23 protein-coding genes are annotated in these 24,481 nt (G+C 68.5%); 12 read left to right on the top strand and 11 right to left on the bottom strand.

The features are described 5' to 3' along the window. Positions 1-216 precede the first annotated feature (216 nt). Positions 217-1,806, bottom strand: a complete 1,590-nt coding sequence (locus ACWESM_RS11360; protein ID WP_364424775.1) for an alpha/beta hydrolase — start codon at positions 1,804-1,806, stop codon at positions 217-219. A 159-nt stretch (positions 1,807-1,965) separates the two neighbouring features. On the opposite strand from ACWESM_RS11360, the gene ACWESM_RS11355 reads away from it, so the two are divergent. After that, positions 1,966-2,277: a GNAT family N-acetyltransferase gene (locus ACWESM_RS11355; protein WP_355071301.1), complete on the top strand. Its 312-nt coding sequence runs from the start codon at positions 1,966-1,968 to the stop codon at positions 2,275-2,277. Here ACWESM_RS11355 and ACWESM_RS11350 read toward each other — a convergent pair. Further along, entirely contained in the window at positions 2,271-3,032 is a 762-nt protein-coding gene (locus ACWESM_RS11350) for a lysophospholipid acyltransferase family protein (protein ID WP_364424776.1), read from the bottom strand. The two genes, ACWESM_RS11355 and ACWESM_RS11350, sit on opposite strands and share 7 nt — an antisense overlap. Positions 3,033-3,169: 137 nt before the next feature. Here ACWESM_RS11350 and ACWESM_RS11345 point away from each other — a divergent pair, with 137 nt between their 5' ends. The 3 genes from ACWESM_RS11345 to ACWESM_RS11335 all read left to right on the top strand — a co-directional run bounded on the left by ACWESM_RS11345 (position 3,170) and on the right by ACWESM_RS11335 (position 5,214). Further along, the gene (locus ACWESM_RS11345) at positions 3,170-3,814 is read left to right on the top strand and encodes a YqgE/AlgH family protein (RefSeq protein ID WP_039803016.1); all 645 of its coding nucleotides are present in this window, start codon (positions 3,170-3,172) and stop codon (positions 3,812-3,814) included. A gap of 132 nt (positions 3,815-3,946) precedes the next feature. After that, positions 3,947-4,483, top strand: a complete 537-nt coding sequence (locus ACWESM_RS11340) for a sigma-70 family RNA polymerase sigma factor (protein ID WP_355071297.1) — start codon at positions 3,947-3,949, stop codon at positions 4,481-4,483. Beyond that, positions 4,480-5,214: an anti-sigma factor family protein gene (locus tag ACWESM_RS11335; RefSeq protein ID WP_364424777.1), complete on the top strand. Its 735-nt coding sequence runs from the start codon at positions 4,480-4,482 to the stop codon at positions 5,212-5,214. Before ACWESM_RS11340 ends, ACWESM_RS11335 begins: the two co-directional genes overlap by 4 nt. Positions 5,215-5,273: 59 nt before the next feature. Here ACWESM_RS11335 and ACWESM_RS11330 read toward each other — a convergent pair whose 3' ends face one another. From ACWESM_RS11330 to ACWESM_RS11320, 3 genes are all read right to left on the bottom strand, one after another. Then, positions 5,274-6,041, bottom strand: a complete 768-nt coding sequence (locus ACWESM_RS11330; protein ID WP_364424778.1) for an ABC transporter permease — start codon at positions 6,039-6,041, stop codon at positions 5,274-5,276. Continuing rightward, entirely contained in the window at positions 6,038-7,009 is a 972-nt protein-coding gene (locus ACWESM_RS11325; protein ID WP_452491573.1) for an ATP-binding cassette domain-containing protein, read from the bottom strand. The genes ACWESM_RS11330 and ACWESM_RS11325 overlap by 4 nt, the downstream gene beginning before the upstream one ends. A gap of 103 nt (positions 7,010-7,112) precedes the next feature. Beyond that, positions 7,113-7,643 (bottom strand): EXLDI protein, encoded by a 531-nt coding sequence (locus tag ACWESM_RS11320; RefSeq protein ID WP_355071290.1) that lies wholly within the window; start codon positions 7,641-7,643, stop codon positions 7,113-7,115. A 137-nt stretch (positions 7,644-7,780) separates the two neighbouring features. Between ACWESM_RS11320 and ACWESM_RS11315 the strand changes: the two genes are divergently transcribed. The 4 genes from ACWESM_RS11315 to ACWESM_RS11300 are packed head-to-tail and all read left to right on the top strand — an operon-like array spanning position 7,781 to position 12,270. Further along, positions 7,781-9,469 (top strand): thiamine pyrophosphate-binding protein, encoded by a 1,689-nt coding sequence (locus ACWESM_RS11315; protein ID WP_452491571.1) that lies wholly within the window; start codon positions 7,781-7,783, stop codon positions 9,467-9,469. A gap of 47 nt (positions 9,470-9,516) precedes the next feature. After that, on the top strand, positions 9,517-10,176 hold the full coding sequence (locus tag ACWESM_RS11310) for an SRPBCC family protein (protein ID WP_355071286.1): 660 nt from the start codon (positions 9,517-9,519) through the stop codon (positions 10,174-10,176). A gap of 7 nt (positions 10,177-10,183) precedes the next feature. Next, on the top strand, positions 10,184-11,218 hold the full coding sequence (locus ACWESM_RS11305) for a 3-oxoacyl-ACP synthase III family protein (RefSeq protein WP_452491568.1): 1,035 nt from the start codon (positions 10,184-10,186) through the stop codon (positions 11,216-11,218). Next, a complete protein-coding gene (locus ACWESM_RS11300) occupies positions 11,215-12,270 on the top strand; it encodes an aminotransferase class I/II-fold pyridoxal phosphate-dependent enzyme (protein ID WP_452491566.1) in 1,056 nt (351 codons plus the stop codon). Before ACWESM_RS11305 ends, ACWESM_RS11300 begins: the two co-directional genes overlap by 4 nt. A 70-nt stretch (positions 12,271-12,340) precedes the next feature. On the opposite strand, the gene ACWESM_RS11295 is transcribed toward ACWESM_RS11300, so the two are convergent. Continuing rightward, complete coding sequence (locus ACWESM_RS11295) at positions 12,341-12,988, bottom strand: hypothetical protein (RefSeq protein ID WP_452491564.1); 648 nt, start codon at positions 12,986-12,988, stop codon at positions 12,341-12,343. Between the two features lie 222 nt (positions 12,989-13,210). Here ACWESM_RS11295 and ACWESM_RS11290 point away from each other — a divergent pair, with 222 nt between their 5' ends. After that, entirely contained in the window at positions 13,211-13,591 is a 381-nt protein-coding gene (locus ACWESM_RS11290) for a cupin domain-containing protein (protein ID WP_355071280.1), read from the top strand. A 6-nt stretch (positions 13,592-13,597) separates the two neighbouring features. Here the strand turns inward: ACWESM_RS11290 and ACWESM_RS11285 are convergent, their stop codons facing one another. Beyond that, entirely contained in the window at positions 13,598-14,005 is a 408-nt protein-coding gene (locus ACWESM_RS11285) for an SdpI family protein (protein ID WP_379249384.1), read from the bottom strand. 164 nt (positions 14,006-14,169) lie between these two features. Between ACWESM_RS11285 and leuS the strand changes: the two genes are divergently transcribed. After that, the gene (gene leuS, locus ACWESM_RS11280) at positions 14,170-17,016 is read left to right on the top strand and encodes a leucine--tRNA ligase (protein ID WP_364424782.1); all 2,847 of its coding nucleotides are present in this window, start codon (positions 14,170-14,172) and stop codon (positions 17,014-17,016) included. A gap of 7 nt (positions 17,017-17,023) precedes the next feature. Here leuS and ACWESM_RS11275 read toward each other — a convergent pair whose 3' ends face one another. Next, positions 17,024-17,797 carry a polysaccharide deacetylase family protein gene (locus ACWESM_RS11275; RefSeq protein WP_452491785.1) on the bottom strand — a complete coding sequence of 258 codons (774 nt, stop codon included), beginning with the start codon at positions 17,795-17,797 and terminating at the stop codon, positions 17,024-17,026. A gap of 394 nt (positions 17,798-18,191) precedes the next feature. Beyond that, entirely contained in the window at positions 18,192-18,881 is a 690-nt protein-coding gene (locus tag ACWESM_RS11270) for an SDR family oxidoreductase (protein ID WP_452491562.1), read from the bottom strand. 228 nt (positions 18,882-19,109) lie between these two features. On the opposite strand from ACWESM_RS11270, the gene ggh reads away from it, so the two are divergent. Then, positions 19,110-20,447, top strand: a complete 1,338-nt coding sequence (gene ggh / locus ACWESM_RS11265; RefSeq protein WP_355071273.1) for a glucosylglycerate hydrolase — start codon at positions 19,110-19,112, stop codon at positions 20,445-20,447. Positions 20,448-20,520: 73 nt separating this feature from the next. Then, positions 20,521-21,258, top strand: a complete 738-nt coding sequence (locus ACWESM_RS11260) for a glycoside hydrolase family 25 protein (protein ID WP_452491560.1) — start codon at positions 20,521-20,523, stop codon at positions 21,256-21,258. A 103-nt stretch (positions 21,259-21,361) separates the two neighbouring features. Here ACWESM_RS11260 and ACWESM_RS11255 read toward each other — a convergent pair whose 3' ends face one another. Next, on the bottom strand, positions 21,362-23,428 hold the full coding sequence (locus ACWESM_RS11255) for a PhoX family protein (RefSeq protein ID WP_452491558.1): 2,067 nt from the start codon (positions 23,426-23,428) through the stop codon (positions 21,362-21,364). A 203-nt stretch (positions 23,429-23,631) separates the two neighbouring features. Beyond that, a complete protein-coding gene (locus ACWESM_RS11250) occupies positions 23,632-24,432 on the bottom strand; it encodes a hypothetical protein (protein ID WP_452491557.1) in 801 nt (266 codons plus the stop codon). Positions 24,433-24,481: the final 49 nt, after the last annotated feature.

The raw sequence follows: 24,481 nt of genomic DNA, 5'->3' as shown, positions 1-24,481 counted from the left end.
CGCTGAACTGCGCGACGTGAAATCGCACCGGCGTCGACGGGCAAGGAACATCCGGACCTGCACGCCGGTCGCCGCACTCCGACCGACCCCGCGGGCCGGATCGACAGCGGGCGAGGACAACGTCGGCCCGATCGAGATGACGAGTTGCTTTTGCGCCGCAGTCCCAGCTCGCGATGTCGGACAGCGGTCACGAACCACTTTCGTGGGGTCGGACTTTCAGCGTGTGGGCAGCGGAGCCTCGTCGGCCCGTGTGATGCCGACCTTTCCGGTGCGCAAGTAGGTGAGCACGGCCTCGTCCACCGCCGGATTGCCGCGACCGAACGTGCCGTGGTCGCCGCCGTCCACGACGACCAGCGCGCCGCCCAGCGCCGTGGCCATGGCCGGGCCGCCTTCGTACTTGGTCAGCGCGTCGTGGCGGCTCTGCAGTACCAGGGGCGGGGCGCGCAGCCCGGCGCCCGTGATCGGCACCGGTTTCGTCACGGGTTTCCAGGAACCACAGGCCATCCCCGAGCGCACCAGGTCGGCGCGCGCGTCCATGGCGTTGCCGCCGGAGGCGATGGTGCCTGCCGCCGCGCCGAGCAGTTCCGGCCTGCCTGCCACGGCGTTCTCGTTGCAGGTGATCGCACTGAACACGAACCGCCCGGTGGGGTCGGTCGAAGTCGCGCCCTCGATGGCCCGCAACCGCTGCACGTTCGCCGGGTCGGCAGCGGCGTCGGCCATCGCGCGGGCGAAGGTGGGCCAGAAGGTGCGGGTATAGGTGGCCACGGTGGTGGCGCCGAGCAACGGAACCTGCGCGGATACGCCGCCGCTCACCAAGGTGCGCAACAGATTCTGCAGTTTGCCGAGTTGCTCTACGCCGCCGGTGTAGCCGTCCCGGGCGATCTCCGCCAACGGCTCCGGCAGCACGCCGGGCAGGTCGGCGATGCTCGCTGGCGGCGGTGTCAGGTTGGCGTACCAACCGCCGCCCTGGCCTGCCGCCAACCGGACCCAGGTGCGGTAGACCTGCAACGCCGTGTCGCCGAGGTGGTATTCGCCGTCGTGGTCGGCGATCCAGGCGAACAGATCGTCCAGGCGCTGTTTGCCCGCGACCTGCTGCTGGGCGAACTCCTCGGTCCACACCCAGTCCGGATTGACGTTGGAGTCCAGGATCATCCGGTCCACGTGGTCGCCGAACAGTGCCGCGTACACCGCGCCGAGGTAGGTGCCGTAGGACGTGCCGAGGTAGTCGATCCGTTCGAAGCCGAGCGCGGAACGCACGGCGTCGAGGTCGCGCGCGGTGCTCTCGGTGGTAATGGTGTCCAGGTAGCCGGGCTGCGCCGCGTCACAGGCTTTCTTGATCTCGTCGCGGTTGCCGCCGCCGAGCGAGACCTGCTGCCCCTCCCCGTTCTTCGCGCTCGTGCCGCATTGCAGCGGTGTCGCCCAACGCAGTCCGCGCGGCTGGACGGCGATCCGGTCGTAATGCTCGGCCAGCGCGGCGGGGAACACGTCCAACCGGCGCGCCCAATAGTCCAGCGCATCCGCGCCCGGCCCACCGGGATTGGCGAACAGCACACCTTCCCGCTCGCCGGTAGCCGCGATGCGGCTGACCGTCAGCTCGATCTTCGCGCCATCCGGGTCGGCGTAGTTCATCGGCACGCTCACGACGGCGCACTGCACGCCCCGATCGGCGGGCACGGAACCCTCGGGGCACTTGCCGAACGCGACACCCGGCGCGGCGTCCGCCACGCCCGCGACGATCGATCCACCGAGCAGGCCCACGGCGACGACGGCGGCCGCGACCCGCGAAACGCGCGGTGTCCTCAACATATTCCGGTACCTCCCCGAGCCTGCCCGCTCGCGCGCGACGACGGACCCGACCAAGAGCATTCTGCGCAGGCCCGCCCGGACAGACAAGTCGGTGGCGGGATTCCGCCCCGCCGCGTGCGTGATTTACCGGGACACCGGCGCACAGAGTAGCGTCGAGCCATGTCGACCGAGGTCAGCAACAACACCGCACTGGAACGTTTCGAGATCTACGTCGACGGTGCGATCGCCGGCTACGCCGAATACCAGGACACGGCCTCCGAGCGCGCGTTCGTGCACACCGAGATCTATCCGCGCTACGAGGGGCAGGGCTATGCGCGGCTGTTGATCGAGACCGCGCTCGACAGCACCCGCGACGACAAGCTCGGCGCGCTGCCCATGTGCCGGGCGGTCCACCATTTCATCGAGACCCGCCCCGAATACCTGGTGATGGTGCCGCACTGGGCGCGCGACCGGCTGAACCTGCCTCAGTAGGCCGCGACAGCGCCGTCGAGCGCCTGTTGCAGATCGGTGCGCACCAGCCGGGCGATGTCGCCGGGCCGGGGCGGCAAATCGAGCACCGGGACATTGAAGTAGAAGCTGGCTCCCTTGGCCTCCTCTTTCGTCGGCTGCACCGCCGGGTCCGTGCGCGGACCGTAGCTCAGCGCCATCGACACCAGCACGGGCTCGGCGCCGAGTTTCATCGCCCGGAAGGCGATGTGCCCGATGCCGCTGCCAACCGCCTGCACGCGGGAGGGGTCCACGTCGTTGCAGGTGCCCTCGGGGAACACCGCGATGCCGTCGCCACGGGCCATCCGCTCCGCGCAGACGTCCATCATGAGTTGTCCCGCGGCGTTCACCGCGCGAATGCCGTGATCCTTGCCGCGGAACACCGGGATGCCGCCCATCATGTCGATCTTGCGCCGCTGATCGGGGTCGGCGAACAGTTCGTCCTTGGCCAGCACGCGCACCCGGCCGATCACCCGGCGTAGTCCGCTGCGCCACGCGGCCGCCGCCACGGTGTACGGATCGCTCTCGGAAAGGTGGTTGATCGCGATCAGCAGCGGCCTGTTCTGCCTGATCACCGTGCGGAGCGCTTCGCGCGCGCCCTCGGCGTAGGTGACGCGCGGATGGTAGCGGCGGGCGAGAATGGCGTACGCACCCCATGCCTTCAGACGGTTCTGACGGTGCTCGCGATAGAAGTCGTACACGGCGTCGTTGTTCTCGAGGCGCACCTCGGGCAGTTCCATGACGTGGACTCTACGATGTGGCGGCGGTGGCGCAACGTGACGTCCGGCGCCCGGTCCGCGACCCGTTCGGCAAATCCGGAACACACAAGTGGGCCGCAGAAGGCGCATTGTGGGCGAACAGCTGCGATGATGTCGGAGTGGCACGCGCAGAAGACCCGGACGATCGGAAGACTCGCGGCGGGCACGGCGACCGCAGGCGACGCGATTTCCGGCACGGTGAGCAGGTGGTTCGTGCCGGGACGCTGCTGGTGTCGGCCACCGAACTGGTCGAGCCGACCTTCCGGCGCACCGTCGTCTACATCATCGAGCACAACGAGGCGGGCAGTCTCGGTGTCGTGCTGAACCGCCCGAGCGACACGGCCGTGCACGAGGTGCTGCCGCGCTGGACCGACGCGGTCGCGGCCCCACGCACGCTGTTCATCGGCGGCCCGGTGAAACGGGACGCCGCGCTGTGCCTGGGCACGGTCCGGGTGGGCGCCCGGATCGATGGTGTCCCCGGGCTGCGCCGCATCGACGGACGCGTCGTGCTGGTCGACCTGGACGCCGACCCCGAGCGGGTCGGCCCACTGGTCGAGGGCATCCGGATCTTCGCGGGTTACGCCGGCTGGACCTTCGGGCAGCTGGAGGGCGAGTTGGAGAACGACGACTGGATCGTGGTATCGGCCCTGCCATCCGATCCGATCAGCACCGGCCGCCCCGACCTGTGGGCGCACGTGCTGCGCCGCCAGCCGCTCCCGCTGTCCCTGCTCGCGACACACCCGATTGAACTCGAACGCAACTGAGCACGTGTACTCCTCGAAAGGATCGAAGGAGACACGGCATGAGACACGACAACTGAACCGGCGAAAGCATGGGTGACGCATCGGGTGCGCCCACCGACCGGCCCCGCAACTCGAGCGGAGAGGTATCCAGTTGTGCGCAAGAAACGTGGCGAGACGGGACAGCCCGACGATCAATCCGAATTGATGCGGGCTCTCTATCGCGAACACGCCACCCCGTTGTGGCGGTACACGCTCGGCCTGGTTCGGGACCCGGGACGGGCAGAGGACATCGTGCAGGAAACGTTGCTGCGAGCATGGCAACGCCCGAACGTCTTGGATCAGTCCACCACGTCGGCGCGGGCGTGGTTGTTCACCGTGGCGCGCAATCTCGCCGTGGATGAGCACCGCAGCGCCCGCAGCAGGCGCGAATTCCGCACCGACAACCCGCCCGAGCGGGCGACCCCGGACCAGTCCGACCGCGCGCTGGACGGCTGGCTGGTCGCCGACGCGCTCGGCAGGCTCAGCGCCGATCATCGCGAGGTGATCGTGCGGGCCTACTACCGGGGACTGTCGACCCACCAGATCGCCGAGGAACTCGACGTCCCCGCGGGCACGGTGAAGTCCCGGATGCACTACGGCATGCGCGCATTGCGCCTGGCATTACAGGAGATGGGGGTGACAAACCAGTGACAGATATCACCGACGATTTCAGCACGTGGGACGCCCCGTACGTGCTCGGGTCCCTGACCCGCCACGAGCGTTTGCAGTACGAGAGCCATCTCTCGAGCTGCCCCGACTGTCGGGCGTCCGTGGCCGAGCTGGCGGGCTTGCCCGGCATGCTCGCCCTCGTGGATGCCGACATCGCGACGACGATGATCGAGCCGCCCGCGCACGCCGCGCCGGAACCACCGCCGCCGCCGATGCCCGAGTTCCCGCCGCCATCGCGGTTGGCCGACGCGGCCGAGCGGCGGCGCCGCCGCAGCGGGTGGGCATCGGTCGGCATCGCGCTGGCCTCGGCCGCGGCCGCGGTGGCGATCGCGGTTCCGATCGCGGTCACGGTGTCCGGAACGCACAACGCGCCGGGGCCGGGCACCAGCGAGCAGGCGTTCGCCGAACGTCAGATGACGCCGGTCGAGCCGACTCCGGTCTCGGCGAGCTTCAAGCTCATCCCGGCGGGTGACCAGACGCGACTCGTGATGACCTGCAGCTATCCCCCCGGCGAGCCATTGCCCTACAACCCGAATCTCGTGCTGTACGCCACCCGGATCAACGGTCTGCAGCAGCAGCTCGGCCAGTGGCCCGCGAGCCCCGGCACCGAGCTGACCATCGATCAGACCATCGAGGGCCCGCCCGACCAGATCCGCTCGGTCGACATCCGCGCGGCGAATACCGGAAAGGTTCTGCTCACCGGCACGGTCTGAGCGACGAGCGATCCCCCGCCAGGCGCTGCCCGCGGGGGATCTCTGCGTCGGCGACCGGTTCAGCGCGTCTGCCGCCGGAAGATCGAGGACGACCACAGGTACCCGGCCGCCGCGAGCCCGACGCACCAGGCGAGCGAGATGATCCCGTTGGCGCCGATCTCGGTACCCATCAGCAGGCCGCGGATGGTCTCGGTGAACGGCGTGAAGGGCTGGTATTCGGCGAACTGACGCAACCCGGCGGGCATGGTGTCGGTGGCGACCAGGCCGCTGCCGAGGAACGGCAGCATCACCAGCGGAAAGGGCGAGTTGCTGGCGCTCTCAGGGGTCGGCGCGAGCAGGCCGAGCGCCACCGACAGCCAGGTGAGCGCGAACATCACCGACGCGAGCAGCGCGAACACGGCGAGCCACTCGACCGGGTTCGCGTTCGGGCGGAAGCCGATGAGCAGTGCGACGCCCGCCATCGCGGCGATGCCGATCAACGCCTGGATCAGCGCGCCGACCACGTGACCGGTCAGCATGGCCGACTGCGCGATGTCCATGGTGCGGAACCGGTTCACGATGCCCTTGGTCGTGTCGGTGGCGACCGCCACCGCGACCGAGACCGTCATGTACGCCGGAATCATCAGCAGCATGCCCGGCGCGAGATAGTCGATGTAGTTTCCGCCGGACGACTTCTCCAGCGCGCCACCGAAGACGAAGTTGAACACCAGCAACAGCACCGTCGGCATCACGATGACGCCGAAGGTCATGCTCGGATAGCGCTTGGCACGCACGAGATTGCGCCGCAGCATGGTCGCCGAGTCGGCGAGGGCGTAGGACATGCTCATCGCACGGGTTCCTTTTCGGTCGTGGGGTGGCCGGTGAGGGTGAGGAAGACGTCGTCGAGGTTGGGGGTGTGCACGGCGAGGCCCTCGACCTCGATTCGCTCGTCGTCGAGCCGGTCCAGCACGGCGCGCAGGGATTTCACGCCGCCGTCGCTGGGCACCGCGAGGGTGAGGTCCTCGTCGTCGTCCGGCGGCGGGGCCACGGCGCCGAGCGCGTCGGCCGCCGTGGTCAAGGCGGCTCGATCGGCGAATTCCAGACGGATGTGGCCGCCCGGCACCAGCCGCTTCAACTCCGCCGCGGTGCCTTCGGCGACGAGCTTGCCCCGGTCGAGCACCGCGATGCGGTCGGCGAGCTGGTCGGCCTCCTCCAGATACTGGGTGGTGAGGAAGACCGTGACGCGGTAATCGTCGACCAGCCCGCGGATGATGTCCCAGATCGCGCGCCTGCTGCGTGGATCGAGCCCGGTGGTCGGCTCGTCGAGGAAGATGATGCGCGGATCGCCGACCAGCGTCATGGCCAGATCGAGGCGCCTGGTCATGCCGCCGGAATAGGTGGACGCCGTCTTGTCCGCCGCGTCGACCAAGTCGAAGCGCTCCAGCAGATCCGCCGCCAGCCTGCGGTTGTCCCGCCGGGACAGATGATGCAGATCGCCCATCAGCAGCAGGTTCTCCCGGCCGGTGAGCAGTTCGTCGACCGCCGAGAACTGCCCGGTCACGCCGATCTGCGCGCGCACCTGCTTGCGCTCGGCGGTGAGATCATGGCCGCCCACCCGGATTTCGCCCGCGTCGGGAGGGATCAGTGTGGTCAGGATCCGCACGGTGGTGGTCTTGCCCGCGCCGTTCGGCCCGAGCAGCGAGAAGACCGTTCCCTCCGGGACGGTGAGGTCTATCCCGTCGAGCACGACTTGCTCGCCGAACGATTTCCGCAGGCCGCGCACCGAGACGGCGGGCACGCGATGGCCGTTCACCATGGTCTTTCCTTTCTGACATTCATTTCACTATGCGCATATGGGCATGTGTTATCCACGCCGCTCCCCTTTTGGGGCGCGGCGTCAGTCGATTCGGTTGCGGCGGTTAGATATCCAGGTCCTCGATCTTCGGCCCTTCGGCCACGTCGACCACCCGCCGGTAGAGCTTGTCGGGCAGTCGGTCCTTCAACTCGTCGAGGGAATCCACCACGACGAAGATGAAGTCACCCCAGTCCTGCTGCCCGACGCCGAGCAAACGCCGCCAGCTTTTCGGGTCTCGCCAGTCCTTGAGCCAATTCGTGCCCGCCTCGGCGGGATACTCGTCCCAGTTCGAATACTGGGCGTGCATCACGAATTTGCCCTTGCGGCTGCGATACACCTGGACGTGCTCGATGCGCGTATCGTTCACCTCGTGCCACTCCCCTAGCAGGGTCCCGGAGAAGCGGACCTGTCGCACACCATCGCGACCGACCTTGAGCACGATCTCGTCATAGCCCTCCAGCCGCCCCTCCTCGAGTTCGATGAACCGGCGCAGCGCCGTGACCACCGCCCCCGAGAGGTTGCCGCCGACCAACTCCTGCGCGCGCTGGAAGAGCGGGAGGTCGTCATCGGCCACGTAGATCGTCTTGTTGGGCATGTCCCAACTATACGTAGATGTATACGTACACGCAAGGTTGGTCGGCACATCTTCTGCTCCGCCGTTGAACCGTTCGGCGACCAGGTCCGTATCACTCGTGTACGCAGTCGAAATTTCGTCAGCGGAAGGGAGTGCGGATGCGGACTCGAGTCGTGGACCATCTGGTGCAAGCGGTTTCGGCGTTGGGCGTGCGCCACATCTTCGGAGTGGACGGCGCCAATATCGAGGACCTGTACGACGCGATCTTCGATGCGCCGGACCACGTCACCGGCGTGGTCGCGAAACACGAGTTCTCCGCGGCGACCATGGCCGACGGATATGCCCGTGGCACAAACGGATTGGGCGTGGTCGCGGCGACCTCCGGCGGCGGCGCGATGAATCTCGTCGCCGGGCTCGCCGAATCGTTCGCGTCGCGGGTACCGGTACTCGCCCTGGTCGGGCAGCCCCCGACCGCGCTGGAGGGCAACGGCGCCTTCCAGGACACCAGCGGACGCGCGGGCGCCATCGATGCGGTCCGTCTGTTCGGCGCGGTCAGCACCTATTGCGCACGGGTGGAAACCGCTGCCGACCTGGCGGATCGGCTGGATAGAGCGGTGCAGGCCGCCCGCCGGGGCGGCCCGGCGGTGCTGCTGCTGCCCAAAGACGTGCAGCAGGCCGACGCGGGCCCTATCGCGCCGCTCTGTCCCGCCGCCAGGACACATCGGTCCGACCGGGCCGGACTCGCTCGTGTTCGCGCCGCGCTCGCCACGGCCCGGCACACCGGGAAGATCGTGATCATCGCGGGCGATCAGGTCGCGCGCGACGACGCGCGCGACGAGCTTGCCCGCCTCGCCACCGCCTTGGATGCCGCGGTGGGCGTCGCGCCGGACGCGAAGGACGTCTACGACAACGCCGATCCCGCCTTCTGCGGCGTCGCGGGCACCATGGGGCACCCGGAACTGGCGGCGGCCATCCGGTCCTCGGCCCTGTGCTTGCTGGTCGGCACCCGATTGCCGGTCACCACCCGCGCCGGCTCGGAGGCCGCGCTCGCCGAGCGAACGGTCGCGAGCATCGGCGTGGCGCCACCGTATCTGCCCGCCATCCATGCGACCAGTACCGATCTGTCGCGAACACTCGCCGAGCTCGCCGACGAATTGGACGACGGCAGTACCGGATCCGAACGCGTGCACGCGACGCAACCGCTGACTTCGCTGCGGGTGCCCGACTCCTCGGGCCCCGGTCTGCGGTACCGGGATGTGGTCGAGGCGATCGATGCCGCATTGCCGGAGGGCACCGACGTGTTCGCCGACGCGGGCAACACCGGCGCGTCGGTCGTGCACCACCTCAGGGTGCCGCGGGACGGGCGGTTCGTGGTCGCCCTCGGGATGGGCGGAATGGGTTACGCCTTCGGGGCGGGCATCGGGTCCGCGTTCGCGCGGCATGCGCGGACCGACGGTGTCCGGCGGACGGTGGTCATCGCGGGTGACGGCTCGTTCTACATGCACGGCATGGAGTTGCACACCGCGATCGAGCACGCCCTTCCGGTCACCTTCGTCGTGTTGAACAACAACGCGCACGCCATGTGCGTGACCAGGGAGCAGCTGTATTACCAGGACCGGTACAGCTTCAACCGATTCCGCCCGGCCGACCTCGGCGCGGGCATCGCCGCGATGTTCCCCGGTCTGCCCGCGTTCTCGGTGCGCACCGTCGGCGAGCTCGCCGCCACACTGCGTCGCTGCCTGGAAACCGAAGGACCGTCGTTCCTTTCGATCGAATGCGATCCCGACGAGATTCCTCCGTTCCTGCCCTTCATTAACGCCGTGGAGCAATCCCGCGATCTTCGATGAACCCCACGCGGCGGCGCCCGCCGACGCCTACCCGAAGGAGTATCACCGTGACCACCAGTTCCCTCCCCGCCCTCAGCGATATCCCGGAACAGGCCGTGCCCGGCGTGCTCCGCATCGAGAACTCCGACAAAGACGCGACCACGCCGATCATCATGGACATGCTGCGGTCGGTGTATCCGCACGAGCAGATCTTCGGCGAATACTGTCCGGTGCAGGCGTACATCGACGCGCCGCCGCGCGAGGTCTACGAATACCTCGCCGACACCAGGTCGCTGGAGGAGTGGACCTACAGCCTGCGCGGGTTCGTGGAGACCGACGAACCCGGACTCTGGCTGGCCTATGACCGGCTGGGCTCGGAGACCGAGATCTTCACCCGCACCGTCGCCAACCCCGACGCCATGACCGTCGACTACCACTGTGCCTGGGACCAGGGACAACACCTGTGGATGATCTACCTGCTGCGCGTGGTCGACGCGCAATTGGTGTTCCACAAGCCGGGTTCGGTGGTGTTGTGGGTCAACTGCAAGCACCCCTTCTACGACGACAACCCGTACCCGGAGTCCGCTCCCCCGAACCGGCCGGTGTGGGTCGGCGACTTCTGGGAGATGTTCTCGGCGGGGCATCAGCTGGAGATGGACAACCTCAAAGCCATCTGCGAGTACCGGGCCGCGCACGGCCTGCCGATCAAGCCCGACTGGATGAAGTGAGGCTCGAGTGACCACCACGCAACAACATCTCCCTGAGGTCAGTCTCGTCGACGTGGCCTCGTACCTACCGGGCGAGCCGGTCGGCACCGAGTACTTCACCCAGTTCTCGCGCTCGGACCGGATGGCGAAGAACGTCATGTTCCGCTCGCCCAAGGGCCGCCACCACGTCGCGCGCGACGAGACCGCGGTGGACATGGTCGAGCGCGCCGTCGCACCGCTGATCGAACGCAACGGCGCCGACGCGATCGCCGAGGTCGACGTCTTGATCACGCACACCCAACTGCCGGACAATCCGGTGCTCGGCTCCGGGCCCGAGGTGGCGCGACGGCTCGGCATCCGTCCCTCGTACGTCTACGACGTGCACAACGGCGGGTGTGCGGCGTTCGTGCACATGATGGCGATGGCCCGGATGATCCTGCAGACCACGCCCGCCCGCACCGCGCTGATCGCGGCCACCCAGAACTGCGCGGGACCGGTGTTCACCCAGACCGATATCCGCAAGCTGGCGCAGGCTCCGGTGCCCGGTGACGGCTGCGGTGTCGGACTGCTCCGCAAGGACGACAGCGCGCCGATTCTCGACATCGAATGCCGGACCTATCCCGAATTCGCCGGCGACATGGACTTCTCCACCAACGGCGAGCGCAAGTACTGGGAGCCGGGCGAGGGCCAGGGCTGCGTCAGCTTCACCGAGTCCAAGATCACCAAGGTGTTCGCCAGGGGCAATCGGCTCGTTCCGGAAGTCGCCCTGGCGGTGTGCGACCGGATCGGCGTGCGGGGACGCGACGTCGACACGTTCGTCACCAACCAGCCGAACCGGCTGTTCCTGCGCAACTGGCACGACGCGCTGGAGCTCCCGCCGCACCGTCACCCCGACACCTTCGATTCCTGCGGAAACCTGTTCGCCGCTGGCATCCCGGTGACCCTGGACGTGGAGAACCGGGCGGGACGGCTGCCCAACGGATCGCTGGTCCTGATGTCGGCGTTCGCGCACGCGGGCGACTTCGCGGGCGCGGCCGCCGTCCGCTGGGGAGCCGCGCGATGAGCGTGCGCGTCGTCGACGGCACCCGGCCGTCGCACCGGTACCGGACGCACCGGGTGCCACCCCGCTTCGACCTCGCTCTGAGCGAGAATCCGTTCCCGCCGCTGCCTTCGGTGTTGCGAGCCGTGCACATGACACTGGCTCAGGCCAATCGATACCCGGAGTTCCTGCCGCGCCGCCTGCCGACGCTGATCGCCCAGCACCTCGGTGTAGGGGCGGACCAAGTGGTGGTCGGGTCGGGGGCGACCGGCGTGGCACTGCAGATCTTGCAGACCCTGACCACGCCGGGAGACGAGATCGTCTACAGCGCACCGACGTTCGACGGGTATCCGATCATGGCCGAGATGGCCGGCGTCACCGCGGTGCCGGTGCCGCTGGATTCGGCGGGGAACCAGGATCTGCGGGCGATGCGGCGGGCAGTCGACCGTCGCACCGCGCTGATCGTGGTGTGCCGTCCGCACAATCCCACCGGAACGGTCATCCCGGCCGACGAGCTGAAGGCATTCCTGTCCGACGTTCCCAGCCGGGTCCCGGTCGTTCTGGACGAGGCGTACGTCGAATTCCTCGGCGCCACCGCATACGTCGACCCACGGGCGCTGATCGCGAAGCATCCCAACCTTGTTGTGCTACGTACCTTTTCGAAAGCGTACGGCTTGGCCGGGCTGCGTATCGGCTACGCCTTCGGCCGGGCCGAGTTGATCGCGCGAATCGGCACACTGCAATTGCCCTTCGGGATGAGCGCGGCGGCGGTGGCCGCGGTCGCCGCCTCGTACGCCGCCGCACCCGAACTCGCCGCGCGCACCCTGCGCATCGCCGAAAGGCGCGACGCACTCCGCAGCGCACTACTGGCTCATGGATTCGCGATACCGGAAAGCCACGCGAACTTCCTGTACGTACCCGGTCCTGGTGCGAACACGGCGCTGCGGCGCGCGGGCATAGCCGCGAAGTCCTACGCCGACGGCAGCGCACGCATCGCCGTCGGCGACCCGGCGTCCGACGACGCGGTACTCCAGGCCCTCACCGCAGAGGGCACCCTTCGCGAAAGGTTTGTTTGAGTTCACCGCTGCCGTCGGCCCGTGTGCGGCGCTGCTGTATCAGTCGTCGTAGTTCGGGGGGACGGACGATTCATCCGAACAGGGCCTGGCGTTGCCAAAACCGCCGTTCGACGGATTCGAGGTAGGTGGAGGGATCAGCCTCGGGTGAGGTCTCCTCGAGTTCGCCGTCGTCGGCGACGTAGTAGATCGCGTTGGTGCGCCGGCCCCCGATTGCGGGCGTGTACACCATCCAGCCGACGCTGAAGCGCTCGGCCGCCAGCCGTCCCGGTGAGGTGCTATCGGTGCCGGAATCGCGGGTGAGTATGTGCTTGCGCACCTGCGCGAGGGCGTGCGCCTGCGGCATGGGTTCAACGGCGCATTCGGGATTGTTCGTGGTCGCGGCCGCCGCGGATGGTGCGGGGTGGAGATCCTCGGTGTACCCGGGACCGACGGGCGTCGACTGCGAGTCGGCGGCGGCCGCGCGTGCGCCCCGCGTGTCGTTCCGCTCTTCAGCGGCGGCATCCACCGCCGCCGCCAGGCTCGGCCGGGTATGCATGACCCTCGGGTCTTCCACCGTGGCACGACCGGTGGCGGCCGAGATGCCCGTAGCACCGCTGTCGCTGGATGACGATTCCGGCTGCGCCGACCCGAAGGGGTAGGACACGACTGGAGTCTTCTTCAGAACGACAACTTGGTGTTCGCCCGATGACGTGTACAGCCACTGCTGCGATTCACTCATGCTTACGGGATCCCTTCGGTGATGCCGGCAGCACCTGCGGAGCCCTCACCATAGGCCGGTGACGGCACGCGGTTGTGCCCACTGCTGACAACGCCTCAGGGCGGCCGAGCAACCGCACGGATCGCACTGACCGTGCTTTTTCGCGGCACTGCGCGTCTGCGCACCGGTGCCCGCGCGAGTGCTATCGGAACTCCGCGGAGGAGGGGATGGTTCGATCGAAGCGTGTGGTCCGATTTCGAGGTGAACGCGGCGCCCGCTCATGGGACGGCCAGTAGGGTCCTGTTCCGGTTCGCTCTGGGACGGTGGGCGGTCGTGCTGCGCCAGACGCTCATCGAGCCGGGTGGCAGCAGCGGGTGGCACTACCACGACGGGACATTGTTCGTGCTGGTCGCGCGGGGGACGCTGGATCATCCCGGTGCGGACTGCGCGCCGGTCACCTACCGGCGCCCGCGGATCTTCCGGGAACCGAGCGGGCCGCGCTACCCGCACGTGGCGCGCAATCTCGGAACGGTGCCGGTATTGCTGTGTGTGCTCTACTTCACGCCGGTCGACAGTCCGTTGTCGCGCAGCGTCCCGCCGCCGGAGTGCGCCGACGCGGGGTGAGCGGCCTCAGCTCGCGGGCTGGCAGGCGTCGCGGAGCGAGCAGGCGCCACAGGAGTTGCCGCAACCACCGGTCTGCGGCGGCGGGGCGATGGCTTCGGCCGCCTGCGCGGCGGCGTTCGCACCGGCGCCGAGGGTGAACAGGGCGACGACGGCAGCGCAGGCCGCGACGGCCAGCGCGACGAAGCCGCCCGCGACCAGCCCGACGAGACCACCGGCGAACAGCAGCGCCCCGGCCGCGATCGAGGTGGGAGCGGCGACCCGGTTGGCGACGCGGAACGTCTCGTCCGTGGACAGCGCGGCCTCGGTGTGGACACCGAAGAAACGATTCCGGGGCAACCGGCCGGTCAGCCCGAGTGCTCCGGTTGTGACGGCCACGACAGCCAGCACGAACAGGACGAGAGCGACGACGAACACCCATGCAGGCTAGCGCATCGTTGCCCCGCGCCCGCCGACGGGCGCCTCGTCCGGCGAACCCGGCCGCAACCGCAGGCCAGCCCGATTTTCGGTCCTGCCGATGCGACGTTCTACCCTGATAGACGAAGTTTGTCGGGGATCGGCGACCACAAGAAGGCAGGACCGTGCAAGACACACGTGCAACCGAAAGCGATGTACCTGAGCACCGGTACAACGCGGAGCTTGCCGGCCGCATCGAGAGCCGGTGGCAGCGGACGTGGGACGAGCGCGGAACCTTCCACGCGCCGAACCCGGTGGGACCGCTGGCCGGTCCGACACCGGCCGACAAGCTGTTCATCCAGGACATGTTCCCGTACCCGTCGGGCGCGGGCCTGCACGTCGGGCATCCGCTCGGCTACATCGCCACGGACGTCTTCGCCCGCTACCACCGCATGCACGGGCGCAACGTGCTGCACGCCCTCGGCTACGACGCGTTCGGCCTGCCCGCCGAGCAGTACGCGGTACAGACCGGCGCGCACCCGCGCGACACCACCGAGTCGAACATCGCCACCATGCAGCGTCAGCTGGACCGCCTCGGGCTCGGCCACGACCGGCGTCGCTCGTTCGCGACCACCGATCCGGAGTACTACCGCTGGACACAGTGGATCTTCCTGCGGATCTACAACGCTTGGTACGACACGGAGCTGAACCGGGCCCGCCCGATCGCCGAGCTGGCGGCCGAGTTCGCGTCCGGCGCACGGGCCGTGCCGGAGGGCAAGTCCTGGGACACGATGCCGCCCGCCGAGCGCGGCGCGCTGCTGGATTCGTATCGCCTGGTGTACCAGACCGATTCGATGGTCAACTGGTGCCCTGGCCTGGGTACCGTGCTGGCGAACGAGGAGGTCACCGCCGACGGTCGCAGCGAGCGCGGCAACTTCCCGGTGTTCCGTAAGCACTTGCGGCAGTGGATGATGCGCATCACCGCCTATTCCGATCGCCTGGTCGACGACCTGGACCGGCTGGACTGGCCGGAGAACGTCAAGGCCATGCAGCGCAACTGGATCGGACGATCCCGGGGCGCGCAGGTGAAGTTCGACGCCGACGGCGAGCAGATCGAGGTCTTCACCACCCGCCCCGACACCTTGTTCGGCGCCACCTATGTGGTGCTCGCGCCGGAACACGAGCTGGTCGACAAGCTGACCGCCGCCGCGTGGCCTGCGGGCACCGACCCCAGGTGGACCAACGAGGGCGCCGCCACACCGGCCGAAGCCGTGGCGGCCTACCGCAAGTCGATCGCGGCCAAGTCGGATTTGGAGCGTCAGGAGAACAAGGAGAAGACCGGCGTCTTCCTTGGCAATCACGCGATCAACCCGGCCAACGGCGCGGCCGTGCCGATCTTCATCGCCGACTACGTGCTCAGCGGCTACGGCACCGGCGCCATCATGGCCGTTCCCGGGCACGACCACCGCGACTGGGAATTCGCGTCCGTCCTCGGGCTGCCGATCATCGAGGTGATCAGCGGCGGCGACCTGGAGCAGGGCGCCCACGCGGGCGAAGGCGCGCTGGTGAACTCCGATTACCTCGACGGCCTGTCCGTCGAGGAGGCCAAAGCGGCGATGATCGCCCGGCTCGAGGCCGACGGACACGGCAAGGGCACCATCCAATACAAGCTGCGCGACTGGTTGTTCGCGCGCCAGCGCTATTGGGGCGAGCCGTTCCCGATCGTGTACGACGAGCAGGGCGCACCCCACGCGCTGCCGGAATCCATGCTGCCGGTGGTGCTGCCGGAGCTGGACGATTTCGCCCCGGTGACCTTCGATCCGGACGACGCGAACTCCGAACCCTCCCCGCCGCTGGCCAAGGCCACCGACTGGGTGGAAGTCGAACTGGATCTCGGCGACGGGCTGAAGCGCTACCGCCGCGACACCAATGTCATGCCGCAGTGGGCGGGCAGTTCCTGGTACGAGATCCGCTACGCCGACCCGACGAACACCGAGACGTTCTGCGCCAAGGAGAACGAGGCGTACTGGCTGGGCCCGCGCGCCGACGTCGGCGGGCCGAACGACCCGGGCGGCGTCGACCTGTACGTCGGCGGCGTCGAGCACGCGGTTCTGCACCTGCTGTACGCCCGCTTCTGGCAGAAGGTGCTGTTCGATCTGGGTGACGTGTCCGCGAGCGAGCCGTACCGGCGGCTGTTCAACCAGGGCTACATCCAGGCGCACGCCTACACCGACGAGCGCGGCGCGTACGTGCCCGCCGCCGAGGTGGTCGAGCGCGACGGCAAGTTCTTCTGGACCGACCCCACCGGCGCCGAGATCGAGGTGCGCCAGGAGTACGGCAAGATCGGCAAGTCACTGAAGAACGCCATCTCCCCGGACGAGATGTGCGATCTGTACGGCGCGGACACCTTCCGCTTCTACGAGATGGCGATGGGTCCGCTGGACACCTCGCGCCCGTGGGCGACCAAGGACGTCGTCGGCGCGCACCGGTTCCTGCAGCGCGCCTGGCGTCTGGTGGTGAACGAGGAGACCGGCGCGGTGCGGGTCACCGACGCCGCCGCGAGCGAGGAGACGTTGCGCCTGCTGCACAAGACGATCGCGGGCGTGGACGAGGATTTCGCCGCGCTGCGCGACAACACGGCGGGCGCCAAGCTGATCGAGCTGACCAACCACCTGACCAAGAGCTACCCGGACGGCGCGCCGCGCTCGGTGGTGGAGCCGCTGGTGCTGATGCTGGCGCCGCTGGCCCCGCACATCGCCGAGGAGCTGTGGGACCGCCTGGGTCACACCGCCTCGCTGGCGCACGGCCCGTTCCCGGTCGCCGATCCGGCGCTGCTGGTCGAGGAGTCGGTGGAGTACCCGATCCAGGTGAACGGCAAGGTGCGCAGCCGGATTCAGGTGGCGGCCGACGCGGACAACGCGGCGATCGAGGCGGCGGCGCTGGCCGACGAGAAGATCGACGCGCTGCTCAACGGGAAGGCGCCGCGCAAGCTGATCGTGGTGCCGGGGCGCCTGGTGAACATCGTCGCCTGACGGCGGGTCAGCGCGGCGGGAGCAGCACGTCGTCGAGCGTGACCATGGACAGGTTGCGCTCCTTGATGATGTCGACCAGCTGTCCGTAGCAGTGGGTGACGGCGGGTGCGTTGGCGTGCCCGATGACGATCGTCTGCGACTGGAAATACCGCCGCGCGCATTCGATCAGATACTCCTCGGTGATCACACCGGAATCGGACAGTGAGCCGTACCACATGGTGGGCACGGTGTAGCCGAGGTCGGCGGCCACCCGGTCGACCGTGGCGTTGTGCCTGCCGAACGGCGGGCGGAAGTACGGGGTGCCGTCCACCCCGAAGTTCTGGCGCAGGTAGGTCTTCGCCCGCTCCAGCTGCCCGGCAACGGCCGACGCGGACAGCTTGGTCAGATCCGGGTGATCCCAGGTGTGGTTGCCGAGCTGGATCTGCCCGGATTCGACCAAGGGCCGCAAGGCGTCCCGGTGGATCGCCCACGAGTCGTAGTAGGCGGTCACGAAGAAGGTGAACCGCGCGCCGGTGTCCTTGGCGAATCGGATGTAGGCGCCGACGACCTCGGGACTGGCTCCGTCGTCCACGGTGAGCGCCATGCTGCTGCCCGGCCCCGGCAGCGCGGTGATCGTGCCCGCCGGGATCGGCGTCTTCGGTCCGCCGGGCGGAGGCGGCAACAACGGCGGTGCGGGCGGCCGGGGCACGCCGCCCGCGGAACCGCTGTCGATCGGGTCGCCCTCGGCCACCGCGCATCCGGTCAGCGCGACCGCCGCGCCCGCTGTCAGCAACGCCAGCATGCGACGTCTGTCCACAACCTGATCCCTCTTGCTCGCTCGAACCTCCCCGCGACGAACCCTCGGGGATGGGGCCGGACGCTAACGAGCGAACTTGACGGGAACCTGAACCCGCGTGGTCTGTTGAGCAAATCACAGGGACGAGAGCACGGCGGTGAGCTACAGCGCGTCATCAGGTCGGTGGCCACCCGTCTCCCCGTCGATCAGCAGGTCGATCGCACGGGCGACAAGCCGATCGGCGACGTGCGTGCGACAGTCGCGAGGGGAACGCGTGGGCCGAGACAGCGCCGTCGGACCCGTACGGGATCAGTACCGACGGAACACGCCATCGGCGATGTGCGCGCCGACAGCCGAGCGAGCGCTTCGGCCGAAAGAGCGCCGCCGGGTGACTCCGGGATCAGTACGGCCGGAGCACGACCTCGGTGGGGTGCGCGTCGCGCGGGGTGTCGATGGCGGAACGCACCGTGTACGCCACGGTCTCGGGGGCGAGGAAGTCCTCGGCCCGGTACTCGCGCCCCTCGCCCGCGATGATCGCCCGCTGCATATCGGTGTCGATTCGGCCCGGATGGATCGAGGTCACCCGCAGCTCCGGCTCCTCCTGGCGCAGCGCGTCGCCGAAGGCGCGCAGGCCGAATTTGCTCGCCGCGTAGGAGGCCCAGCCCGCATTGGCGCGCAGCCCCGCGCCCGAGTTGATCAGCACCACGTGACCCTGGCCCGCCCGCAGCGCGGGCAGCAGCAGCCGGGTGAGTTCGGCGACCGCGATAACGTTGGCTTCCAACGTGTTTCGCCACTGTTCGACGGTGGATTCCGCGATCGTGCCGAGATCGGCGATGCCCGCGTTGTGCACCAGCACGTTCAGGCTCCGGATCGGCTCGACCGCCGCGGCGACGGCGGCGTAGTCGGTCAACTCGACCGGCCAGCCCCGCGCGTCGGGCAACTCCGTCAGGATGCCGCGCAGCGATTCCGCCGACCGGGCGCCGAGCAGCAGGTCGTGGGTCGGCGCGAGCTCCCTGGCGATCGCGGCGCCGAGGCCGCGACTGGCGCCGGTGATCAACGCGGTCCGTTTCGTGGTCGCGGCGGAAGTCATGGGCCCCACCGTAACCGGCTGGGTGAAGAAGGCGTAAAAACCCGTAGCACTGGACGAACGACTAGCGATGCAGGCTGGTTCGGGGCGAGAATCTCGAGCAGCGAATCACGGACGGGGCATGCGAAAGTGAGAACCGCCGAACACGAAGCGGCCACAGGCCGATCTGATGGAGACGAAACGAACACCGCTGAGCGGGCATATCTGCGGGTGACATCGCAGAATAGGGGGATGGCACATCCGGGCTTCACCCCCACTCAGCTCGCGGCCCGCGCTGCCTACCTGCTGCGCGGCAACGACCTGGGCACGATGACCAGCGCGGCGCCCCGGTTGTACCCGCACATGTGGAGCTGGGACGCGGCGTTCGTCGCGGTCGGGCTCGCGCCGCTGAGCGTGGAGCGGGCCGTGGTCGAGCTGGACACCCTGCTGTCCGCGCAGTGGAAGAACGGCATGATCCCGCACATCGTCTTCGCAAACGGCGTGGACGGTTACTTCCCCGGCCCGGCCCGCTGGGAGTGCCGCAAGCTGGCGGCCAACGCGCCCGACGGCCCGGACACCTCGGGGATCACCCAGCCGCCCGTGCACGCCATCGCGGTGCAGCGGATCCTGGATCATTCCCGTAGGCACGGCCGCAGCACCAGGTCCGTGGCCGAGGAGTTCCTCAACCGGCGCTGGCCGGATCTGGTGCGCTGGCACCGCTGGCTGGCGCATGCCCGCGACCCCAAGGAGACCGGCCGCATCACGCTGTATCACGGCTGGGAGTCCGGGATGGACAACTCGCCGCGCTGGGATCGCGCCTACGAGCACGTGGTCCCCGGCGATCTGCCGCCCTATCGCCGTGAGGACGTGCTGGTGGTCTCCGATCCGACCCAGCGCCCCACCGACCGCGAGTACGACCGCTATCTGTGGCTGGTCGAGCAGATGCGCCGAGCGGGTTATGACGACTATCAGCTCGCCTCGACCATGAGCTTCGCCGTCGAGGACGTGTTCGTCACCGGAATCTTCGCGCTGGCCTGCGAGGTGCTGGCCAATATCGGCGAGGAGTACAAGCAACCCCACGCCGACGTGCGCGATCTCTACGCGTGGGCCGACCGGTTCCGCGCGGGCGTCGTCGCGACGGCCGACGCCCGCACCGGCGCGGCCCGCGATTTCGACGTGCGGTTGCAGCGGTGGATCAACACCGAGACGCTCTCGATGTTCGCGCCGCTGCTGTGCGGCGGCCTCCCCCGCGACACCGAGCGTGCTCTGCTGCGCCTGTTCGAGGGCCCGCGCTTCTGCGGCCATCCGGATCTGCGTTACGCGCTGCCGCCATCGACCTCGCCGGTGTCCAAGGACTTCCGTTCCCGCGAGTATTGGCGCGGGCCGGTGTGGCCGGTGATGAGCTGGCTGTTCTCCTGGGTCTTCGCTCGGCGCGGCTGGGCCGAGCGGTCGTTCATGCTGCGCGCCGAGGGCTTGCGCCAGGCCAGCGACGGCAGCTTCGCCGAGTACTACGAGCCGTTCACCGGCGAACCGCTCGGCAGCATGCAGCAGTCGTGGACGGCGGCGTCTGTACTGGATTGGATGGGGTGAAAGCTCAGAACAGTTCTGACACCCCAGTGGTCACACTGGTAACGGCCAGAGCGAATGGCTATCGTCCTGCGGCATGGACATCTGGAGGTCGACCACTCGCCGCGGCGCGGCGCTGTCACTGATCACGCTGTCCGGCATTCTCGTCGCCACGCTACCCGCGACCGCCGCGCCGACCGGTCCGGACGTCTCCTCGTGGCAGCACACCGACGCGACCGTGATCGACTGGTTCGCGGTCAAACGCTCCGGCCACGACTTCGCCATGGTCAAGGCCACCGAGGGGCTCAGCTACGTCAACCCGTACTTCGTGCCCGACAGCCTGCTGATGCGCGCGGCCGGAATGGCTCGGGGCACCTACCACTACGCCCGGCCCAACCTGCCCCCCGAACCGCAGGCCGCGCTCTACGCGGCGGTGGCGCTGGGACAGAACGGGCCGCTCGATCTGCCGCCGGTGCTGGATCTGGAGAACACCGGCGGTCTCGGCCCCGCGGCGTTGATCGACTGGACCCGCCGCTATCTGAACACCGTGGAAATGCTCACCGGCCGCGTCCCGATCGTCTACACCTACCCCAACTTCTGGCGTACCGCGATGGCCGACACCGACGAGTTCGCCGAGTACCCGCTGTGGATCGCCGACTACCGGGGCAACCCCCAACCCGAGGTCCCCGGCGGCTGGTCCACCTGGACGTTCTGGCAGACCACCGACAGCGGCACCATTCCGGGCATCGCGGGCCGCGTCGACCTCAACGTCTACAGCGGCGCCCAGGGCAGTTTCGCCGGTTACGCCAACATGAGCGGCACCGGCAGCGGGTAGGAGCGGAGCCGCTACCCGCCCAGTCGAGTAGCGGCTCCACTCGCGGGAAAGCCGCGGAGGGTGGCCGTGGTTGCAGGGGGCCGGGGGTGCCGCGGCTGTGGTATCAGACCCCGATGCGGCCGCCGGCCTTCTTCCAGACCGCCACCACCGAGGGGCGGGGCTGGGCCGTACCACCGTCGGGCCAGTGCGACAACGGGTTCTCCGGAGTGGCGTCGTCGGCCTCGCCGGGATGCTGCACACACACCATGACCCGCGCCTCGCTGACCACCGGACCGCAGGTCTCCGCACCGCGCGGGACGGTGAGGAATTGCTTGGTCCGGCCGCGATTCGGGCCGTCGAGCACCACGGAGAACAATCCGTCGTTCGACTTCAACGCGTTGCCGTCGGTGGCGATCCACAAGTTGCCGTACGGGTCGAAGGCCAGGTTGTCCGGGCAGGAGATCGGGCTGACCTTGGACTTGTCGTACCCGGCGAAGTAGGTGTCGGCCGCCGCGGGATCGCCGCAGACCAGCAGCAGCGACCAGGTGAACGTCGTGCCGGTGTGGTTGTCGTCGATCTCCAGGATCTGGCCGTTCTTGTTCAGCTTGCGCGGGTTCGCCTCGTCCGGACCCTGCTTGCCGTCCGCGCCGCGGTTGTCGTTGTTGGTCAGCGCCACATACACCTTGCCGGTGTAGGGGTTGGCCTCGAAGTCCTCCGGGCGGTCCATCTTGGTCGCGCCCACCTTGTCGGCGGCCAGGCGGGTGAAGACCGCCACCTCTTCCGCGCTCATGCCCTCGACCAGCGACTTGCCCTTGCCGTCCGCGCCGGTCTCCAGCAGCGGGATCCACTGGCCGGTGCCGGTGAAGCCCTTGTCGGACGGATTGGCGCCGGTGCCGTCGATCTTGTCCGCGTGATCGCCCGCGAGCTTGGCGACATACAGCGTGCCCGCGTCCAGGATGGTCAGATTCTGCCGCATGCTCGCCGCGCCGGTGCCCGGCTGGATCTTGCGCGAGGACACGAACTTGTACATGTAGTCGAACTTCTCGTCGTCACCGGTGTAGGAGACGACGTCGCCGTTCTTGGTGACGTAGATGGTGGCGGCCTCGTGCTTCACCCGGCCCATCGCGGTGTGCTTGATCGGCGTCGAGTTCGGATCCCACGGGTCCACCTCGATGACGTACCCGAATCGGTTGGCCTCGTTGGGTTCCTGCGCCAGATCGAAACGCTTGTCCGCGCGCTCCCACAGGTTGGTGGTCTTGCCCGCGGCGAAACCGTAGCGCTTCAGCCGCGCAGCGGCGGCCGACTCGGTCACCTTGTCCGCGTTGGCGAAGTAGCCGTGGAAGTTCTCCTCGCCGGACAGCACGGTGCCCCACGGCGTCAGGCCGCCCGAACAGTTGGCGAAGGTGCCGAGCACCTTGGTGCCGGTCGGATCGGCCGAAGTCTTCACGAAGTCGCTGCCCGCGGCCGGACCGGTGAGCTTGAACTCGGTGCTCGCGGTGATCCTGCGGTTGTACTTGCCGAAAGCGGGAACGAGCTTGCCGGAACCGGCTTCGCCTTTCACCTCGACTACGGTCAAGCCGTGCGCGGCCATGGTGACCGCGATCTGCTCGTCGGTCGGCGCGTCCTTGTTGTAGCCGCGGAACATGTGCGGGCTGGTGGTGTACTCGTGATTGACCACCAGTAGGTAGCTGTTGGCTTGGCCCTCGATCGGCAGCAGGGCGGCGAAGTCGTTGTTGTAGCCGAACTGCTCGGCCTGCGCGGCGGCGGTCTGCTTGTCGAAGTCGAAGGCGGGCGCGTCCGGGAACAGCGGGTCGCCCCAGCGGATCACGACGGACTGCTCGTAGCCGTCCGGGATCACCACGGCGTCTTCCTTGTTCGGCGCGACGGCGGCGAAGTCGGTGCCGGTTCCGGGCGGGCCCGCGGGCGAGGTGGAGCCCACTGTGGTCGGCTCGCTGTCGTCGCCGCAGGCCGCGAGGACGCTGCCCGCACCCACCGCGAGCACGGCGGCCGCACCGCCCTTGATCAGTCCGCGCCGGTTCATGGAGCTGACGATGTCACCGAAGTAGGCGCCCGAGGAGGTGTTCGGCGCCTCGTGGAAGCACGCGTTCGCGCACTTGTACTCACATGTCACGGCAGCGCGCGACGACTGTCCGTCGTGCTTCACGAAAAGGGCGAGTGGCTGAAGACTCACGGTGACTCCTGGGTTTGGCCGATGGCCGCACGGTAAACCATCCGGACAATCCGGAAGGGACGGCAAAGTGAACAACCGCCCAATTAGGTAACCCTCAAATTGCCGGGCCGCCAGAGCTGGGAACAAACGAGTGCCGCGCCGATTCGATGATCTCGAATCGACGCGGCATCGGTGTCGAAAGGCGGCTTCGCCCGGCTCACCCATCAGGCGTTCACCGGAAGGGCGATGACGACCTCGCTTTCGTTCTCGGGAAGGTAGTGCGCCCGCAGTACCCGGCCCACCTGCACGTGGCCGACGCTGGCCGGTGCGAGGAACTTCGTCACCCGGGTCGCGAAGCTCGAGCCATCGGGCCGGGTGACGACCAGTCCGAGTTCGACCTCGGAGTGACCATCGCGGATATTGCCGGTGACCGACAGCGACTGCACCACCGCCTGGGTGGCGATGCCGCGCTCGGCGATGTCGAGCTTGTGCCGCGTGGTCATGCCCTTGCGGATCAGGGACTCGTTCATCGCGTGCTGCGCGGCGGCCGCGTCGCCGGACAGGTCGACCTCGACCTTGTCGGTCCGGCCGGGCAGGTAACGCACGGGCAGCACCACCCCGGCGCGCAGCAGGGCCAGTTCGGTGAGCGGCACGATCATCTTCGCGGAGGAATGGAAGATCTTGCCGTCCGAGCCTTCCACGCTGAACTCGACGTGGACCTGCGGCTGGTCGTTGACGGTCACGCCGGTCTGCCGCACCGATCGGACGGTGCCGAGGCCGGTGAGCCCGTCGCGGAACTCCGCGCTGTTGCGTCCGGTCAGCGCGCTCAGGATGCCTTCGCCGGTGAACGCGAACACGATGGGGATCAGGGTGAGCGCGATGATCGGCAGCGCCATTTCGACGCCGAGCCAACCCATTCCGGCGGGCTCCCATTCGCTGGTGGGGACGTAGGTGACGGCGTGGTAGACGTAGTAGCCGATCGCGGCGGCGCCGAGGGCGAGGGCGGTCGAACGGATCTTCTTCATGGCGCTTCCTTTGTGAGAGTCGAGATTTCACCGCGCCCCGTCATCCCGG

Source organism: Nocardia sp. NPDC003999 (genome assembly GCF_053604885.1).
Note: the sequence above shows the minus strand (reverse complement) of the source record. Positions and strands in the feature narration are given on the sequence as shown.

Coding starts and splice junctions, on each gene's coding strand:
- ACWESM_RS11360 (WP_364424775.1), bottom strand. CDS start 1,806: ATGTTGAGGACACCGCGCGTTTCGCGGGTCGCGGCCGCCGTCGTCGCC.
- ACWESM_RS11355 (WP_355071301.1), top strand. CDS start 1,966: ATGTCGACCGAGGTCAGCAACAACACCGCACTGGAACGTTTCGAGATC.
- ACWESM_RS11350 (WP_364424776.1), bottom strand. CDS start 3,032: ATGGAACTGCCCGAGGTGCGCCTCGAGAACAACGACGCCGTGTACGAC.
- ACWESM_RS11330 (WP_364424778.1), bottom strand. CDS start 6,041: ATGAGCATGTCCTACGCCCTCGCCGACTCGGCGACCATGCTGCGGCGC.
- ACWESM_RS11325 (WP_452491573.1), bottom strand. CDS start 7,009: ATGGTGAACGGCCATCGCGTGCCCGCCGTCTCGGTGCGCGGCCTGCGG.
- ACWESM_RS11320 (WP_355071290.1), bottom strand. CDS start 7,643: ATGCCCAACAAGACGATCTACGTGGCCGATGACGACCTCCCGCTCTTC.
- ACWESM_RS11315 (WP_452491571.1), top strand. CDS start 7,781: ATGCGGACTCGAGTCGTGGACCATCTGGTGCAAGCGGTTTCGGCGTTG.
- ACWESM_RS11300 (WP_452491566.1), top strand. CDS start 11,215: ATGAGCGTGCGCGTCGTCGACGGCACCCGGCCGTCGCACCGGTACCGG.
- ACWESM_RS11295 (WP_452491564.1), bottom strand. CDS start 12,988: ATGAGTGAATCGCAGCAGTGGCTGTACACGTCATCGGGCGAACACCAA.
- ACWESM_RS11275 (WP_452491785.1), bottom strand. CDS start 17,797: ATGCTGGCGTTGCTGACAGCGGGCGCGGCGGTCGCGCTGACCGGATGC.
- ACWESM_RS11270 (WP_452491562.1), bottom strand. CDS start 18,881: ATGACTTCCGCCGCGACCACGAAACGGACCGCGTTGATCACCGGCGCC.
- ggh (WP_355071273.1), top strand. CDS start 19,110: ATGGCACATCCGGGCTTCACCCCCACTCAGCTCGCGGCCCGCGCTGCC.
- ACWESM_RS11260 (WP_452491560.1), top strand. CDS start 20,521: ATGGACATCTGGAGGTCGACCACTCGCCGCGGCGCGGCGCTGTCACTG.
- ACWESM_RS11250 (WP_452491557.1), bottom strand. CDS start 24,432: ATGAAGAAGATCCGTTCGACCGCCCTCGCCCTCGGCGCCGCCGCGATC.